At 66.1% G+C, this 15,353-nt stretch carries 11 protein-coding genes; 6 read left to right on the forward strand and 5 right to left on the reverse strand.

What is annotated here, in order from left to right; all coding sequences use genetic code 11:
• The first annotated feature begins 37 nt into the window (after positions 1 to 37).
• Genes R4P57_RS02010 through R4P57_RS02020 form a run of 3 tightly spaced genes read left to right on the forward strand, consistent with a single transcriptional unit; the run spans position 38 to position 2,840 of the window.
• Positions 38 to 1,201, forward strand: a complete 1,164-nt coding sequence (locus tag R4P57_RS02010; RefSeq protein WP_317801665.1) for a M20 family metallopeptidase — start codon at positions 38 to 40, stop codon at positions 1,199 to 1,201.
• The gene (locus R4P57_RS02015) at positions 1,198 to 2,361 is read left to right on the forward strand and encodes a M20 family metallopeptidase (RefSeq protein WP_317801231.1); all 1,164 of its coding nucleotides are present in this window, start codon (positions 1,198 to 1,200) and stop codon (positions 2,359 to 2,361) included. The genes R4P57_RS02010 and R4P57_RS02015 overlap by 4 nt, the downstream gene beginning before the upstream one ends.
• Before the next feature lie 14 nt (positions 2,362 to 2,375).
• Positions 2,376 to 2,840, forward strand: a complete 465-nt coding sequence (locus R4P57_RS02020; protein WP_317801233.1) for a TrmO family methyltransferase — start codon at positions 2,376 to 2,378, stop codon at positions 2,838 to 2,840.
• Between the two features lie 13 nt (positions 2,841 to 2,853).
• Here R4P57_RS02020 and R4P57_RS02025 read toward each other — a convergent pair whose 3' ends face one another.
• Positions 2,854 to 3,318 carry a gamma-glutamylcyclotransferase gene (locus R4P57_RS02025; protein ID WP_037188123.1) on the reverse strand — a complete coding sequence of 155 codons (465 nt, stop codon included), beginning with the start codon at positions 3,316 to 3,318 and terminating at the stop codon, positions 2,854 to 2,856.
• 181 nt (positions 3,319 to 3,499) lie between these two features.
• Here R4P57_RS02025 and R4P57_RS02030 point away from each other — a divergent pair, with 181 nt between their 5' ends.
• The 3 genes from R4P57_RS02030 to glpD all read left to right on the forward strand — a co-directional run bounded on the left by R4P57_RS02030 (position 3,500) and on the right by glpD (position 8,097).
• The gene (locus tag R4P57_RS02030) at positions 3,500 to 4,903 is read left to right on the forward strand and encodes an NAD(P)H-quinone dehydrogenase (protein ID WP_317801234.1); all 1,404 of its coding nucleotides are present in this window, start codon (positions 3,500 to 3,502) and stop codon (positions 4,901 to 4,903) included.
• A 139-nt stretch (positions 4,904 to 5,042) separates the two neighbouring features.
• Positions 5,043 to 6,263, forward strand: a complete 1,221-nt coding sequence (locus tag R4P57_RS02035) for a PLP-dependent aminotransferase family protein (RefSeq protein WP_317801236.1) — start codon at positions 5,043 to 5,045, stop codon at positions 6,261 to 6,263.
• A 103-nt stretch (positions 6,264 to 6,366) separates the two neighbouring features.
• Positions 6,367 to 8,097 carry a glycerol-3-phosphate dehydrogenase gene (gene glpD, locus R4P57_RS02040; protein WP_317801238.1) on the forward strand — a complete coding sequence of 577 codons (1,731 nt, stop codon included), beginning with the start codon at positions 6,367 to 6,369 and terminating at the stop codon, positions 8,095 to 8,097.
• Between the two features lie 148 nt (positions 8,098 to 8,245).
• On the opposite strand, the gene R4P57_RS02045 is transcribed toward glpD, so the two are convergent.
• The 4 genes from R4P57_RS02045 to R4P57_RS02060 all read right to left on the reverse strand — a co-directional run bounded on the left by R4P57_RS02045 (position 8,246) and on the right by R4P57_RS02060 (position 15,353).
• A complete protein-coding gene (locus tag R4P57_RS02045) occupies positions 8,246 to 9,502 on the reverse strand; it encodes an RNA polymerase sigma factor (RefSeq protein WP_317801240.1) in 1,257 nt (418 codons plus the stop codon).
• A complete protein-coding gene (locus R4P57_RS02050; RefSeq protein WP_317801242.1) occupies positions 9,499 to 9,849 on the reverse strand; it encodes a YciI family protein in 351 nt (116 codons plus the stop codon). Before R4P57_RS02050 ends, R4P57_RS02045 begins: the two co-directional genes overlap by 4 nt.
• A gap of 108 nt (positions 9,850 to 9,957) precedes the next feature.
• Entirely contained in the window at positions 9,958 to 10,731 is a 774-nt protein-coding gene (locus R4P57_RS02055) for a DNA-formamidopyrimidine glycosylase family protein (RefSeq protein WP_317801244.1), read from the reverse strand.
• Positions 10,732 to 10,775: 44 nt separating this feature from the next.
• On the reverse strand, positions 10,776 to 15,353 hold the full coding sequence (locus R4P57_RS02060; RefSeq protein WP_411742267.1) for an ATP-dependent helicase: 4,578 nt from the start codon (positions 15,351 to 15,353) through the stop codon (positions 10,776 to 10,778).

Below are 15,353 nucleotides of genomic sequence, written 5' to 3' on the forward strand. Positions count from 1 at the left end.
GATCGACGAATCGAACAGTGCTGCCGTGGGCGAGGCGATGGACCGCGCCCTGGCCTCCGCCACCGACGAAGTGGTCGCGCTCTCGCACTCGATTCACGCGGAACCGGAGCTGGCGTTCGCCGAACATCGCAGCGTCGCCAAGATCCTCGACACGCTCCGAGCCCACGATTTCGAGGTCGAGACGGCCGTCGCAGGCATGGACACCGCGTTCACCGCGTCGTTCGGCAGCGGGGACCTGGTGATCGCTGTCTGTGCGGAGTACGACGCTCTGCCCGAGATCGGTCATGCGTGCGGGCACAACATCATCGCGGCCTCGGCTGTGGGTGCTGCGCTGGCGCTCGCTCCGGTCGCCGACGCTCTCGGCATCACCGTGCGAGTGCTCGGTACCCCGGCCGAGGAGACCGGCGGCGGCAAGGTGCTGATGCTCGAACGCGGAGTGTTCGATGGCGTCGGGGCGGCGTTGATGGTCCATCCCGGCCCCTTCGACATCGTGGGTGCGACCTCGCTGGCGCTGGCGGACATCGCTGTGAAGTTCACCGGCCGTGCCGCGCATGCGTCGGCAGCTCCCGAATGGGGAATCAACGCAGGCGATGCGGTGACCATCAGTCAGGTGGCACTCGGGCTGCTGCGGCAGCACCTCTCACCGGGTCAGCAGTTGCACGGCATCGTCAGTGACGGGGGTGTTGCGCCGAACATCGTGCCCGGCCACGCCGAGTTGCTCTATTACCTGCGCGCGAACACCACCGAATCGCTGCACGCTCTGACGGCGAAGACGTACGCGTGTTTCGAGGCAGGAGCCATCGCCACCGGGTGTACCCACGAGATTCGCACGGTGTCGCCGACCTACGCGGCGTTGACGCCGGATTCGTGGCTGGTCGCGGCTTTTCGGCAGGAGATCGAAGCGCTGGGCCGATCGCCTCTGGCTCCGGATTTGGAAGGATTTCGCCCGTTGGGCAGCACAGACATGGGAAACGTCACGAATGTTCTACCCGGTATTCATCCCGTCGTCGGACTCGATGCAGGAGGGGCGGTGACGCATCAGCCGGAGTTCGCCGCCGCGTGTGTCACCGAGTCGGCCGATCGAGCGTTGCTCGACGGCGCACTCGGTCTCGCCAGAACTGCCGCGCGTGCCGCAGCCGATCCCAGTACTCGCGCCCGTCTGCTCGACGGCGTGACCGCCCGCTCGGCGGCGCAGTCGTGAGTACCCGCGAAGACGCGATCGATCGGTGGATTCACGCGCACACAGCAGATCTGTCACTGTGGCGTCGGCACATTCACGCCAACCCGGAACTCGCGCGACGCGAATTCGGCACCACCGCATTCGTGATGGAGCATCTCGAAGCAGCGGGTCTGTCACCCAAACCGCTTCCCGGCGGAACGGGGTTGATCTGCGACATCGGACCCGACGGTCCCCGGGTGGCGTTGCGGGCGGACATGGACGCCCTACCGCTGCAGGAGAACACCGGCGCGGCGTACTCGTCGACCGTGCCCGGGGTGTCGCACGCCTGCGGTCACGACGCACACACCACGGTGCTGCTCGCGACCGGATTGGCGCTGGCGTCACTGCCGGACCTGCAGTACGGGGTGCGCCTGATCTTTCAGCCCGCCGAGGAGGTCATGCCTGGCGGCGCCCTCGACGCGGTGGCCGCGGGAGCACTCGACAGCGTCACCAAGATCTTTGCGCTGCACTGTGATCCGCGGCTCGAGGTGGGACAGGTCGGCGTGCGCCTCGGTGCGATCACCTCTGCGGCCGACACAGTCGAGCTGCGGCTGGATTCACCCGGCGGACACACCTCTCGGCCGCACCTGACCACCGATCTGATCTACGCATTGGGCACCGTCATCACCGGCCTGCCCGGAATGTTGAGCAGGCGAATCGATCCGCGGACCAGCACGGTCATGGTGTGGGGAGCGGTGGTCGCGGGCCAGGCCCCCAACGCCATTCCGCAGACCGGCATGCTGACCGGCACCGTCCGCACCGGCGACCACGAGACCTGGGCGTTGCTCGAACCGTTGGTCCGCGAGATCGTCACCGGCTTGCTGGCACCCACCGGGGTGCAGTTCGAGTTGCACTACCGTCGCGGCGTCCCTCCCGTGGTCAACGATCCGGCGTCCACGCACACGTTCGAGAAGGCGATCGGCCGGGTCGGACCCGACGCGTTGGCCGATACTGCGCAGTCCGGCGGCGGCGAGGATTTCTCGTGGTACCTCGAACGAGTGCCGGGCGCGATGGCTCGACTCGGTGTGTGGCCGGGCACCGGACCGCAACTCGACATCCACCAACCCACCTTCGATCTCGACGAACGAGCACTGGCCGTGGGCGTGAAGGTGATGACCGGAATCGCGCTGGATCCGAACTAGAGGCAGGAGACGAGATGGCATTCGACGTGTCGCCGATCGGGATCGTCAGATCCGATCGCGCCGAGGTGGTGGACGACAACTGGGGATCGGTCGAGTCTGTGATCGATCTCGACGAGAGTCTGCTCGACGCCGACGCGACCCTCGGTCTCGCCGAGTTCTCCCACCTCGAAGTGGTCTACGGCTTCCACCTGTGCGATCCCGCCGCGACGACGACCGGTTCGCGCCACCCCCGCGGTGATACGACGCTTCCTCGGGTGGGTGTCCTCGCTCAACGGGTCAAGGACCGGCCCAATCATCTCGGAGTGTCGCGGTGCGAGATCGTCGACGTCGACGGACTGCGCATCCGAGTTCGAGGTCTCGACGCGATCGACGGCTCACCTGTCCTCGACGTCAAACCGTTCCTGCAGTCCATGGTTCCGGAGCGCGCGGACGTGACCGAGCCGGCCTGGGTAGCGTCGGTGATGAAGAACTACTTCTGAGCTGTATCTCCAGCTACGAAGCGGTACCCGGACCGACGTTGCGGCTGTTGCGGGTTCGTAGGTCTCGCACGTATTCGGCTGGGGCACCGGCGATTTCGGCTGCCTCCGCCATGACTCCGAGGTAGCGTGCCGACGGCAGGCCGCCCTCGTAGGCGTCGAGTACGTACATCCACGCGAGCACCGGCTCGCGGCCGGTCTCGATGCGCAGCCGGATCTTCCGATGGATACCGAGCTCCGAGCCCTCCCAGCGATCCAGGCTCTCCTCGTCCTCCTCGGATACGTCGTAGAGCACCACGAAGACCTGCGAGTCGGGATCCTCCACGACCGTCGCCAGCGCGCCTTCCCAGCCGATGTCGCCACCGCCGAAGGTCAACCGCCATCCGTGCAGCCACCCGGTTCCCGACAGGGGCGAGTGAGGGCATCGCTGCAACATCTGCTCCGGATGCATGTTCGATCCGTAGGCGGCATAAATTGGCACGTCGGCCAGCCTAAACCGTATCGGTACTCACTGACGCCTCGTGGTCGTGTTTCGGTGCGTCGCCCCAGGTCCGACCTCCCATCGGGCGAATGAAGCCAGCCCTACCGACGCGCGAGGGCAGCCTCTGCAATACCGTTGACGCGATACAGCGAGAGATTTCGAGCATGCGAGAAGAGGATCAATGACCCGGATTGTGATCATCGGTGGTGGTCCGGCAGGGTACGAAGCAGCGTTGGTTGCCGCACAGCACGGCGGAGAGGTGACGCTCGTCGATTCCGACGGTATCGGCGGTGCCTGCGTTCTCTGGGACTGCGTGCCGTCGAAGACGTTCATCGCCTCGACCGGCATTCGCACCGAGATGCGTCGAGCCAGCGACCTCGGCATCTCCCTCGATCCGTCGCAGGCCGCCGTCGCGCTGCCGAAGATTCACGACCGCGTGAAGAGCCTCGCGCAGGCGCAGTCCTCCGACATCGCCCACCGCGTCACCTCCGTCGGCGTGCAGCTGCTGGCCGGACGCGCCGAGATGATCGACTCCCACGTCGGGATGGCCTCGCACCAGATCAAGGCAGTGCTCGCCGACGGCGAAGAGCGCATCCTCGACGCCGATGTCGTGCTCATCGCGACCGGAGCCCGCCCCCGCGTGGTCAAGGGAGCCGAACCCGACGGCGAACGCATTCTCAACTGGCGTCAGCTCTACGACCTCGAGGCCCTCCCCGAGCACCTGGTGGTCGTCGGATCCGGTGTGACCGGTGCCGAGTTCGTCTCGGCCTACACCGAGATGGGTGTCAAGGTCACCGCGGTCTCGAGTCGCGACCGCGTCCTACCGCACGAGGACGAAGACGCCGCTCTGGTGCTCGAGGACGCGTTCAACGAGCGCGGCGTCACCCTCGTCAAGCACGCCCGCGCGGACTCGGTGGTTCGCACCGACGACGGTGTTCTCGTCACGCTGTCGGACGGTCGCACCGTCGAGGGCAGTCACGCGCTGATGACCGTCGGATCGGTGCCCAACACCTCCGGTCTGGGACTCGAGAAGGTCGGCATCGAACTGGACAAGGGTGGATACCTGCGAGTGGATCGCGTCTCGCGTACCGCGGTCGCGGGCATCTACGCAGCCGGTGACTGCACCGGTCTGCTGCCGCTGGCCTCGGTCGCGGCGATGCAGGGACGCATCGCGATGTACCACGCACTGGGACAGGCCGTGAGCCCGATCAAGCTCAAGACCGTGGCCTCGGCTGTGTTCACTCGACCCGAGATCGCGTCGGTCGGTGTCGCGCAGTCCAAGATCGACGCCGGCGACGTGCCCGCGCGCGTGGTGATGCTTCCGCTGACCACGAACCCGCGAGCCAAGATGAGCGGTCTCAAGCGAGGCTTCGTGAAAATCTTCTGCCGACCGGCCACCGGCGTCGTCATCGGTGGCGTCGTGGTCGCCCCGAGTGCATCGGAGCTGATTCTGCCGATCGCGATGGCGGTGCAGAACAATCTGTCGGTGAACGACCTGGCCAACACGTTCTCGGTGTACCCGTCGCTGTCCGGTTCGGTCATCGAGGCCGCGCGTCAGCTGATGGCCCACGACGATCTGGACTGATCTCACAATGTGAGAATTGCGTTTCATATTTCGGTAGCACGTGAGACAGTCGAAGGAGCGGACACACCCGTCCGCTCCTTCTTCGACTCAGCGGATCCGCGGGCCGTTCTCCCATTCCTGCTGCCCCGGAGTCTCTCTCATGTCCTCGACGTACCTTCCCGCCGGCTTGGCCAGCCGCACCGAATCGCTCACCAGCTCGGCCATTCGTGACCTCCTCGCCCTCACTGCACGCGACGATGTGATCAGCCTCGCCGGAGGTCTACCGGCCACCGATCTGATACCGATCGACCGCATCGCCGCAGCAGCGGAGGCTGTGCTTCGCCGCCCCGACGCGGTGCAGTACTGCGAGACATCCGGCCACCGCACTCTGCGCAGCGTCGTTGCGGCCAGGGAAACGCTCGCGCGCGGGGGAGTGCCCGTTCCGGTGGAGTCCGTCATCGTGACGCACGGTTCGCAACAGGCCCTGGCGTTGCTCGCGCAGGCCTTGATCGACCCGGGCTCTGTCGTCGTGGTCGACGAACCCGCGTACACCGGTGCGCTGCAGGTGTTTTCGATCGCCGAAGCGCGCATCGAGTCCATTCCCATCACCGATACCGGAATGGATACCGACGAACTCGAACGCAGACTGACGGCGGGGCTGCGGCCCGCGGTGGTCCACACCGTCGCCAACTTCCACAATCCGCGTGGAGTCACGATGAGTGAGCAGCGTCGACGCCATCTCGCCGCGCTCGCCGATCGCTACGGATTCTGGGTGATCGAGGACGACCCGTACGGTGAGATCTGTTTCGACACAATGGAATCCGACATCGGCGCTCCGCCGCTGCCGATCGCGTGCCACAGTGATCGCGTCATTCGACTGTCGAGTGCGTCGAAGATCCTGGCTCCGACGCTCCGTGTCGGCTGGTTCGTCGCCCCGCCCAGTGTCTGTGCGGCGGTGGAACTGCTCAAGCAGGGCGCGGATCTGTGTGGATCCTCGATGACGCAGTTGATGGCGGCGGAGATGCTCGGCGACACCGCGTGGCTGGACGCCCACCTGACTCTCCTGCGGCGCGAGTACGGTTCTCGTGCAACGGCATTGACGACCGCTCTCGTCGCCGAGTTCGGTGATCGGCTCAGCGTCTCGCGCCCCGCGGGTGGGATGTTCGCCTGGGCCACCTTCCGGGACGGAACCGACACCGGCGAGTTGCTCGACGCGGCACTCGATCACGGAGTTGCTTTCGTGCCAGGCACGGCGTTCGCTTCAGGTGCGCAGTACCGTCACTCGCTCCGGCTGAGCTTCGCCGGATCGACCCCCACCGTGCTGGCAGATGCAGTGCAACGAGTGGGCTCCGCGCACTCGGCGTCGACCCGAGTGCTCTGACCCGAGTGCTCCGGCCACGGCAGGTTCTGCGCCCGAAGGACCCGGGGCGGTAGCCTGACGTGCAAGCAATGCGGGGATTTTCGATGGAGAGGGAGCGTTCGAGATGAGCAACCGATCGAATACGAAGTTCCTCGGACCCGACCAGCGGGTGGAGGCGTGGGACCAGCTCGGAACCGAGCAGTTCGACGTGGTGGTGATCGGCGGTGGCGTCGTCGGCTCCGGTGCGGCCCTCGACGCGGCGACGCGTGGACTGAAGGTGGCCCTGGTCGAGGCGCGAGACTACGCGTCGGGAACGTCTTCTCGTTCGTCCAAGATGTTCCACGGCGGGCTTCGATACCTCGAGCAGCTCGAGTTCGGGCTCGTGCGCGAGGCCCTGCACGAACGCGAACTCTCCCTGTCCACGCTCGCGCCGCATTTGGTCAAGCCGCTGAAGTTCCTCTTTCCGCTTACTCATCGGTTGTGGGAGCGGCCCTACATCGCCGCGGGCATTTTCCTGTACGACCGCATGGGCGGTGCCAAATCGGTGCCGCAGCAGAAGCACCTGACTCGATCCGGTGCACTGCGCATGTCGCCCGGGATCAAACGAAAGTCGTTGATCGGCGGGATTCGGTACTACGACACGGTCGTCGACGACGCCCGGCACACCATGACCGTCGCCAGAACGGCCGCTCACTACGGCGCAGTGGTGCGAACGTCCACTCAGGTCGTCGGCTTCCTGCGTGAGGCCGACCGGGTATCCGGTGTGCGTGTGCGAGATTCGGAGACCGGTGCCACCACCGAGGTGCGTGCACACGTGGTGATCAATGCCACCGGTGTCTGGACCGACGAGATCCAGTCGCTGTCCAACATGCGCGGACGGTTCCGGGTACGCGCCTCGAAGGGCGTGCACATCGTGGTGCCGCGCGATCGAATCGTCAGCGAGGCCGCGATCATCCTGCGCACCGAGAAGTCGGTGCTGTTCATCATTCCGTGGGGTGCGCACTGGATCATCGGTACCACCGATACCGACTGGAACCTCGATCTCGCACACCCGGCCGCGACCAAGGCCGACATCGACTACATCCTGGGCGAGGTCAACACGGTGCTCGTCACGTCACTCACCCACGAGGACATCGACGGTGTCTACGCGGGCTTGCGGCCACTGCTCGCCGGCGAGAGCGACGAGACCTCCAAGCTCTCTCGTGAACACGCGGTTGCTCGGGTGGCACCGGGCCTGGTCGCGATCGCGGGCGGCAAGTACACGACGTACCGCGTGATGGCCGAGGACGCAGTCGATCTGGCCGCCGAGGACATCCCGGTACGGGTGGCGTCCTCGATCACCGAGAAGGTGCCCCTCGTCGGTGCCGACGGCTACTTCGCGCTGGTCAATCAGGCACCGCATCTCGGCGAGGTGCACAAGCTGCATCCCCATCGGGTGACGCATCTGCTCGACCGATACGGTTCGTTGATCGACGAGGTGCTGGCCATGGCCGACGGCAAACCCGAACTGCTGCAACCACTCACCGATGCGCCGGCATACCTTCAGGTGGAGGTGGTGTACGCCGCAGCAGCGGAGGGCGCACTGCATCTCGAGGACGTGCTCTCGCGTCGCACCCGGATCTCGATCGAGTACTCGCATCGCGGGATGAACTGCGCGGGTCAGGTTGCGGCGTTGATCGCACCGGTCCTGGGTTGGGACGAGGCCACGGTCGACCGTGAGGTCGAGACGTATCGCGCCCGGGTGGAGGCCGAGATCGAGTCGCAGCGTCAGCCCGACGACGCATCGGCGGACGCGCTGCGAGTCGTCGCGCCCGAGGCCCGCCAGGAAATCCTCGAACCCGTTCGCACGATCTAGCGCAGTCGAACCAGCGTCCGGGGTGCGCGAGCCGCCGTCGCGCCGGAAACGGCCATGATCAGCAGGGTGAGTATCGCAAGTGTCAGCATGCGATCCATGGTGACCGGCGAAGCTGTGAACAGGCTTGGTCTCACCTGACAGGGAGCTTTCAGGTTTCTTCCCGTCGTTGCTGAACAGGGTGGGAAGACGGCGCGAGCTGCGCTTGGAGAAACGCCCTCTCGGCCGGCGACGGGTCGAGAGCGAGCGCGGTCGTTCGTGCGTTTCTGGCCTCCTCCGCGCGGTCCAGGCGATCGAGCATCACAGCTCGACAGGCATGCCAGAGGTAGTGGTCGCGGAGAGAATCGATGGCGTCGAGTGCGTCGAGGCCGGCGGCGGGACCCTGGCTTTCTCCTATGGCCACACCGCGGTTGAGTGCCACGATCGGTGTGTTCTCCACAACCGCAAGCGCGTCGTACAGCATGACGATCCGAGACCAGTCGGTGTCGGCATAGGTCGCTGCGCCGGAGTGACATGCTGCGATGGCTGCCTGGATGGTGTAGCGGCTGGGCCGAGTATTGCTGCGACGGAGTGCACTGTCCATCAACTGAGCACCCTCCTCGATCGCCTCTCGATTCCATCGAGATCTGTCCTGATCCTCCAGCCTGACCAGGCCGCCCGTTTCATCGGTCCTGGTCGCCCGGCGCGAGTCCGTGAACAGCATGAGGGCCAGGAGCCCCTGAAGTGACGGCTCGTCCGGCATGAGGTCGATCAGCAAGCGGGCCAACCGAAGGGCCTCGTCACACAGTTGAGGCCGCACCAGCGTCTCGCCGCCGAGATGGCCGGCAGTGAACATCAAATGCACCGTGGTGGCCACCGCGTCGAGTCGTTGCGGTAACTCCGCCGAATCCGGTACTCGGTACGGAATGTTGGCAGCTGCGATCTTCTTCTTCGCGCGCGTGAGCCGTTTGGACATGGTGGCCTCGGGCACGAGCATCAAGCGGGCGACGTCGGCAGTGGCGAGCCCGCAGAGGGTGCGCAGGCTCAGTGCCACCTGCGCCTCGACGGAGAGCGTCGGGTGAGCGCAGGTGAAGACCAACCGCAACAGATCGTCGGCGATCGCGGACTCGTCGCTCTCGCTCCAGTTCTGGTTCAGCACGGCGAGATCCGCCGCCTCTCGTTCCTTCGCGGTGCGCCCGGCCTCGCGTCTGATGATGTCGAGCGCCTTGTTGCGTGCCACGGTCGTGAGCCAGGCACGCGGATTGTCGGGAACACCCGATCTGGGCCAGTGAGCGAGTGCAGTCACCACAGCCTCGGAGACTGCGTCCTCGGCGACGGCAAAACTGCCGGTGGTGCGAACGAGGGTCGCCAGGACGCGGCGACCCTCGTCACGAACCACGGCCGAGAGGTGCTCGGCCGGTGTGCTCACTGTGCCATCGGGATGATCGGTCGCACTTCGATTGCTCCGTTCCACGCCGCCGGGATCTGCGCTGCCAGGGCGATCGCAGCGTCGAGGTCCTGCGCCTCGAGGAGGAAGAACCCGGCGAGCACCTCCTTGGCTTCGGCGAACGGACCGTCCGTCGTCAGTACGTCACCCCCCTTTCCTCCCGACACGCGCACCGTCGTGGCGGTCGAGGTGGGATAGAGGACCGCGCCCCCGGTGATGGCTGGTCCGGCCATGGCACTGAACGCGCCGTAGTCGGCCATCTCGTCAGCGGCCTCGGGTGAAGTCCAATCGGCGTCGTGGGTGTAGACGATGGCTGCGTACGTGGTCATGAAGGCTCCTTGGAATCGTCGCGGTCGGCACCGTTCGCCGACCTACACACGAAGGACGAACGGGGTTCGCCGAAAAGGACACCACGGACCGAACTATCTCGCCACACCTCAGTTCTGACAGTGTGGGCAGTAGTAGATCTGCCGTTCCTCGAGTGGATTGTCTCCGATCAGACCGAATTCGATGGTGGTTCCGCAGCGTCGACACGGCTTGTTCTCGCGCCCGTACACCCAGAAGTGTCGGCCCGGGCGCCGATCTCCGGTCGTCACGCGTTGGTTGCGATCCTTGTTGGCCATGATCAATCGATAGGACAGGTCGATCGTCTTCTTCAGGTCGCCGGCGTCGCCGACCGGCGTGCGCGGGTCGACGCCACGGAGAAAGCAGATCTCGTTGCGGTAGACATTGCCGAGGCCGGCGATGTTGCGCTGATCGAGCAGCGCGAGCCCGATCGGCCGGGCCGGATCCGACTCCAGATTGGTCAGGGCGGCTTCTGGGTCCCAGTCCGTACCGAGCAGGTCCGGTCCGAGGTATCCGACGGCCTCCTCCTCGTCCTCGAGGATCTCGAGCACTCCGAGCTCGAAACCGATGGCCTGCGCGTTGGCGGTGTTCAAGATGATCCGCGCTTGGAACGCAGGGCGACGCCAGCGAGCACCGGGTGCGTAGACGTGCCAGGTGCCCTCCATCTTCAGATGCGAATGAATGGAGTAGCCGCCGACTCCGACCAGAAGATGTTTACCGCGTGACGCGACGGAATCGACGGTCTCGCCGGTGAAATCGACTGTGGCGTAACGGGGTACGCGAATGTCGCAGGTGGTGAGCTGCCGGCCCTCGAGTGCGGCGCGCAGGGTGTTGGCGGCGCGCCAGACGGTATCGCCCTCGGGCATCGTTGTCGGTGTCCTCTCTGGTGTTCTCGCAGTTCATGGGCAATTCAGCGACGCAAACGAAGGCCGCGTGGGGTCGCGGAGAAACCTGCTTCGGTCAAGGTCTTGGCGAAGTCGGTGCCGTGAATGTCGTGACCGTTGATCCGCTCGACGAGTAACTTGTCGACTCCGCCGCGGCGAACGGTGGCCGCCAATGCGGTTGCTGCAGCGCCGATGTCGTCGGTGTTCTCACCGAACGTCAGCACCGACTTTCCGCCGCGTTCGACGAACATCGTCAATTCGCCCCGGACGAGGACGACCAGTGCACCGGCCTTGCGACCCGGCCGATGCTTCGTCGTCTCGTCCGGCTTCTCACCGACACCGGCCTCGCCGCTGCCGGCTTTCGGCCAGGGCAGTGCTCCGCCGTAGGGGTTGGCCGGATCGCAGGACGCGAGCACGACGGCGGTGGCGTTCTTCTTCGGTTCGTCGTAGCTGCGCAACCGGTCCACCACGTCGGAGGTGGAGAACTGCGCTCCGCCGAGTGAGTCGACGAAGTAGCCGCGACGGCAGCGACCGGAATCCTCGAACCCGGTGAGCACCTTGTACATCGTGGCAAATCCGCCGGGAACACCTTCGTTCATCACCGAACCGCGGGTGACAACGCCGTAGCGTTCGAGCAGTACGTCGGCGGTCGCATGGGCGCGGACGGTGAGGTCGGGTTCGAGCTCGGGTAACCGTGACCATCGTCCACCCGCAGTCGGTGGACCGGTGCGAGTCGGGAGAGCGGGGCGCTCGAACTGCCGGTACGAGCGCAACCGCGGTGTGCGACGAGGTGCTCGATGGCTCGGGGCCGAGCGGGTTGCGGTGGAGTTCAACAGGGCGCGCAGCGGGGCGAACGTGTCGTTGCTCAGACGCCCTGCCCACACCAGCTCCCACAGGGCAGCCTGCAGTGCGGTGTCGTCGGTACTGCCGACGGTGTCGGAGAGTTGGCGGAAGAAGTACGCGCCGCCGCCCGCGACAGCGTCCTGAATGCGAATCTGCAACTCCGACAGGTCGGATTCGGCCGCGGGCACGAGGGTGAGTGGTGCGGTATCGGCCATGTGCAGGCTCACCCAGCCGTCCTTGGCCGAGATCGCGCCGTGGCCCGCCCACAACACCTCGCCGGTGGAGGTGAGCTCGTCGAGCATCGCCGGGCTGTAGTCCGTCACCCGCGACGAGAGCACGAGAGATTCCCAGGCCGATGCCGGAACAGGAACGCCTGCAAGCTGTTCGATGACGGTCGCGACGCCGTCGATTCCGCTCAGGCGTCGGCTGTCCACGTGCTGCCACGCCGGCAGGAAGCGGCCGAGGGTGGCGGTGGAGACGGGTTCGACTTCCTGCCTGGCCGCAGCGAGCGACCGCCGCCGCAAACGCCGAAGGACCTCGGCCTCGCACCATTCGCTGCCTGTGGCACCGGGCCGGAATTCGCCCTCGACGACGCGTTTGTCGACGGCGAGTCTGCGTAGGACGTCGCGTACCACCGCGGTACCGACACCGAAGCGCGCCGCCGCGTCGTCCAGGGTGAACGGTCCGTGGGTTCGGGCGTAGCGGCTGATCAGGTCCACGAGCGGATCGTCGACGGGTTCGATGAAGGCGGCCGGAGTACCGATGGGAAGCGGGACGCCCAATGCATCACGCAGCCGAGCGGCGTCCTCGATCGCCGTCCACCAGTTCTGGCCGGCGAACGAGACCTCCATCGCCCGCTTGGCATCGGCGAGCTCGGTGAGCCACTGCGGGTATTCGTCGCCGTCGGTTCGGAGGCCGACTTCCTCGACGGTCAGCGGACCGAGCAGCCGCAGCAGGTCCGCGACACCTTCGATGTCCTTGGCGTGGCGGTCCTCGGGGAGGCGCTGCAGTTCGAGTTCGGTGGTGGTGATGACGCTGTCGTCGAGCAGCTCTCGCAGTTCGACGCGTCCGAGTAGTTCGGCGAGGAGCGCCGAGTCGAGTGACAATGCGGCGGCTCGGCGTTCGGCCAACGGGCTGTCGCCCTCGTACATGAATGCGCCGACGTAGTTGAACAGCAGCGAATTGGCGAACGGCGACGGCGACGGCGTCTCGACGTCGACGATTCTGATCTGGCGTCGGCCGATTCGGGCCAGGATGTCTTCGAGGGCGGGCAGGTCGTAGACGTCCTGCAGGCATTCGCGAACGGTTTCGAGCAGGATCGGGAACGTCGGGTATTTGCGGGCCACGTCGAGCAGCTGAGCCGAACGCTGGCGCTGCTGCCACAGCGGCGCACGCTTGCCCGGGTTTCGGCGGGGGAGAAGTAATGCGCGAGCGGCACATTCACGAAATCTCGACGCGAACAATGCCGATCCGCCGACCTGCTCGGTGACGATGTCGGCAATCTCGTCGCGCTCGAACACGAACAGCTCCGCGCCGGGCGGCTGGTCGTCGGTGTCGGGAAGTCGGACGATGATGCCGTCGTCGGATGCGGTGGGGGCCGCGTCGATGCCGTATCGCTCGATCAGCCTCGCGCCGACTGCGAGTGCCCACGGCGCGTGTACCTGCTGACCGTAGGTGGAATGCAGCACGAGCCGCCAGTCGCCCAGTTCGTCGCGGAACCGCTCGACGATCATCGTCTTGTCGGTGGGGAGCTGGCCGGTGGCCTCGAGTTGCTCGTCGAGCAATGCAATGAGGTTGTTGACGGCGTTGGCGTCGAGACCGTCGGAGCTCAGTCGCTCGGCCAAGTTGCTGCGATCGGTGGTGCTTCGCAGGAACTCGCCCAGGGCCTGGCCCAGCTCGGCAGGTCGGCCCAGGCCGTCGCCGTGCCAGAAGGGGAGCCGGCCGGGTTGTCCGTACGCCGGGCTGACGAGCACCCGATCGTGGGTGATCTCCTCGATGCGCCAGCTGGTGGCACCGAGTGCGAACACGTCACCCACTCGCGATTCGTAGACCATCTCCTCGTCGAGTTCGCCCACCCTGGACTGCTTTTCGCCCACCATGTACACCGTGAACAGTCCGCGGTCCGGGATGGTGCCGCCGGAGGTGACGGCCAGTCGCTGTGACCCGGGACGGCCGGTGAGAGTGTTGGCGTCGCGGTCCCACACGAGCCGCGGCCGCAGTTCCGCGAACTCGTCCGAGGGGTAGCGACCCGAGAGCAGGTCGAGAGTCGACTCGTAGGCGGATCGGGGCAGGGTGGCGAAACTGCCTGTGCGACGGACGGAATCGAACCAGTCCTCGGCGTCGATCGGTTCGAGAGCGCAGGCCGCCACGGTCTGCTGCGCCAGCACATCGAGAGGGTTGGCGGGAACGAACAACGCCTCGATCTTCCCCGACGTCATCCGTTCGACGGTGACGGCGCAGTGGATCAGGTCGGTGCGGTGTTTGGGGAACAACACACCCTTGGAGATCTCGCCGACCTGGTGACCCGCGCGTCCGACGCGTTGCAACCCACTCGCCACCGATGGTGGCGCTTCGACCTGGACGACCAGATCGACTGCGCCCATGTCGATTCCGAGTTCGAGGCTGCTGGTGGCGACGACGCAGCGCAGCCTGCCGGTCTTGAGATCGTCTTCGATCAGCGCGCGTTGATCCTTGCTGACACTGCCGTGGTGGGCTCGGGCCAACAACGGATCGGCACCGTGGTTCACGTCGTTGGGAGTGCCGATCTGCGACGGCGGTGTGTGCTGTGTCTCCACGCCGTCACCGATCCGTTCGGCATACACCTCGTTGAGCCGCGCCGTGAGCCGTTCCGCGAGCCGTCGCGAGTTCGCGAAGACGATGCACGATTTGTGCTCGAGGATGAGATCGACCATCTTCTCCTCGACGTGCGGCCAGATCGATCCCTGAGCCGGGGGAGCGGCGGAGGTGTCGGCATTCGGGGCGGTGACGCCCAGTTCGGTCATGTCCTCCACGGGCACCTGAACCGTCAGGTCGAAGGTCTTCGGAGCGGGTGGAGCGACGATCTCGATGGGGGCTGCACCGGCCAGGAAGCGGCCCACTTCTTCGTGGGGCCGCACCGTCGCGGACAGGCCGATGCGCTGTGCGGGCCTGTCCAGCATCGCGTCGAGCCGCTCGAGGGACACCGCCAGGTGCGCGCCACGTTTGGTGCCTGCGACGGCGTGTACCTCGTCGACGATCACGGTGTCGACCTCGGCGAGGATGTCCCGCGCGGCCGAGGTGAGCATGAGGAACAGGGACTCCGGGGTGGTGATCAGAATGTCCGGCGGAGTCTTGATCATGTTCCTGCGGTCGGCGGCGCTGGTGTCGCCGGATCGCACGCCGACCGAGATCTCCGGTGGGTTCAGCCCGAGGCGCTTGGCGGTCTGGGTGATTCCGACGAGTGGAGCGCGCAGGTTTCGCTCGACGTCGACGGCAAGTGCCTTGAGCGGGGAGATGTAGAGGACTTTGGTTTTGCGGGTGCTGTCCGCACCCAGTTGCGCCAGCTCGTCCAAGGCCCACAGGAAGGCCGAGAGCGTCTTGCCCGAACCCGTCGGAGCGACCACGAGGGTATGCGAACCACTGGAGATCGACGACCACGCGCCCAACTGCGCGGATGTGGGGGCCGGGAATGCACCGGTGAACCACTCGCGAGTGGGCCGCGAGAGAGTCTCCATCACCGACAGCTCTTCCGGTGCTCCCGTACCGATACTGTGCCTGGCCAT

The organism is Rhodococcus sp. IEGM 1330, from assembly GCF_033142445.1.
Classification (GTDB): domain Bacteria; phylum Actinomycetota; class Actinomycetes; order Mycobacteriales; family Mycobacteriaceae; genus Rhodococcoides.

Bases quoted from the DNA above. Each gene is read 5' to 3' on its own strand.
- R4P57_RS02055 (WP_317801244.1), bottom strand. From the start codon at position 10,731: ATGCCCGAGGGCGATACCGTCTGGCGCGCCGCCAACACCCTGCGCGCC.
- R4P57_RS02010 (WP_317801665.1), top strand. From the start codon at position 38: ATGGACCGCGCCCTGGCCTCCGCCACCGACGAAGTGGTCGCGCTCTCG.
- R4P57_RS02060 (WP_411742267.1), bottom strand. From the start codon at position 15,353: ATGGCCAGGCACAGTATCGGTACGGGAGCACCGGAAGAGCTGTCGGTG.
- R4P57_RS02020 (WP_317801233.1), top strand. From the start codon at position 2,376: ATGGCATTCGACGTGTCGCCGATCGGGATCGTCAGATCCGATCGCGCC.
- R4P57_RS02035 (WP_317801236.1), top strand. From the start codon at position 5,043: ATGTCCTCGACGTACCTTCCCGCCGGCTTGGCCAGCCGCACCGAATCG.
- R4P57_RS02030 (WP_317801234.1), top strand. From the start codon at position 3,500: ATGACCCGGATTGTGATCATCGGTGGTGGTCCGGCAGGGTACGAAGCA.
- R4P57_RS02050 (WP_317801242.1), bottom strand. From the start codon at position 9,849: ATGACCACGTACGCAGCCATCGTCTACACCCACGACGCCGATTGGACT.
- glpD (WP_317801238.1), top strand. From the start codon at position 6,367: ATGAGCAACCGATCGAATACGAAGTTCCTCGGACCCGACCAGCGGGTG.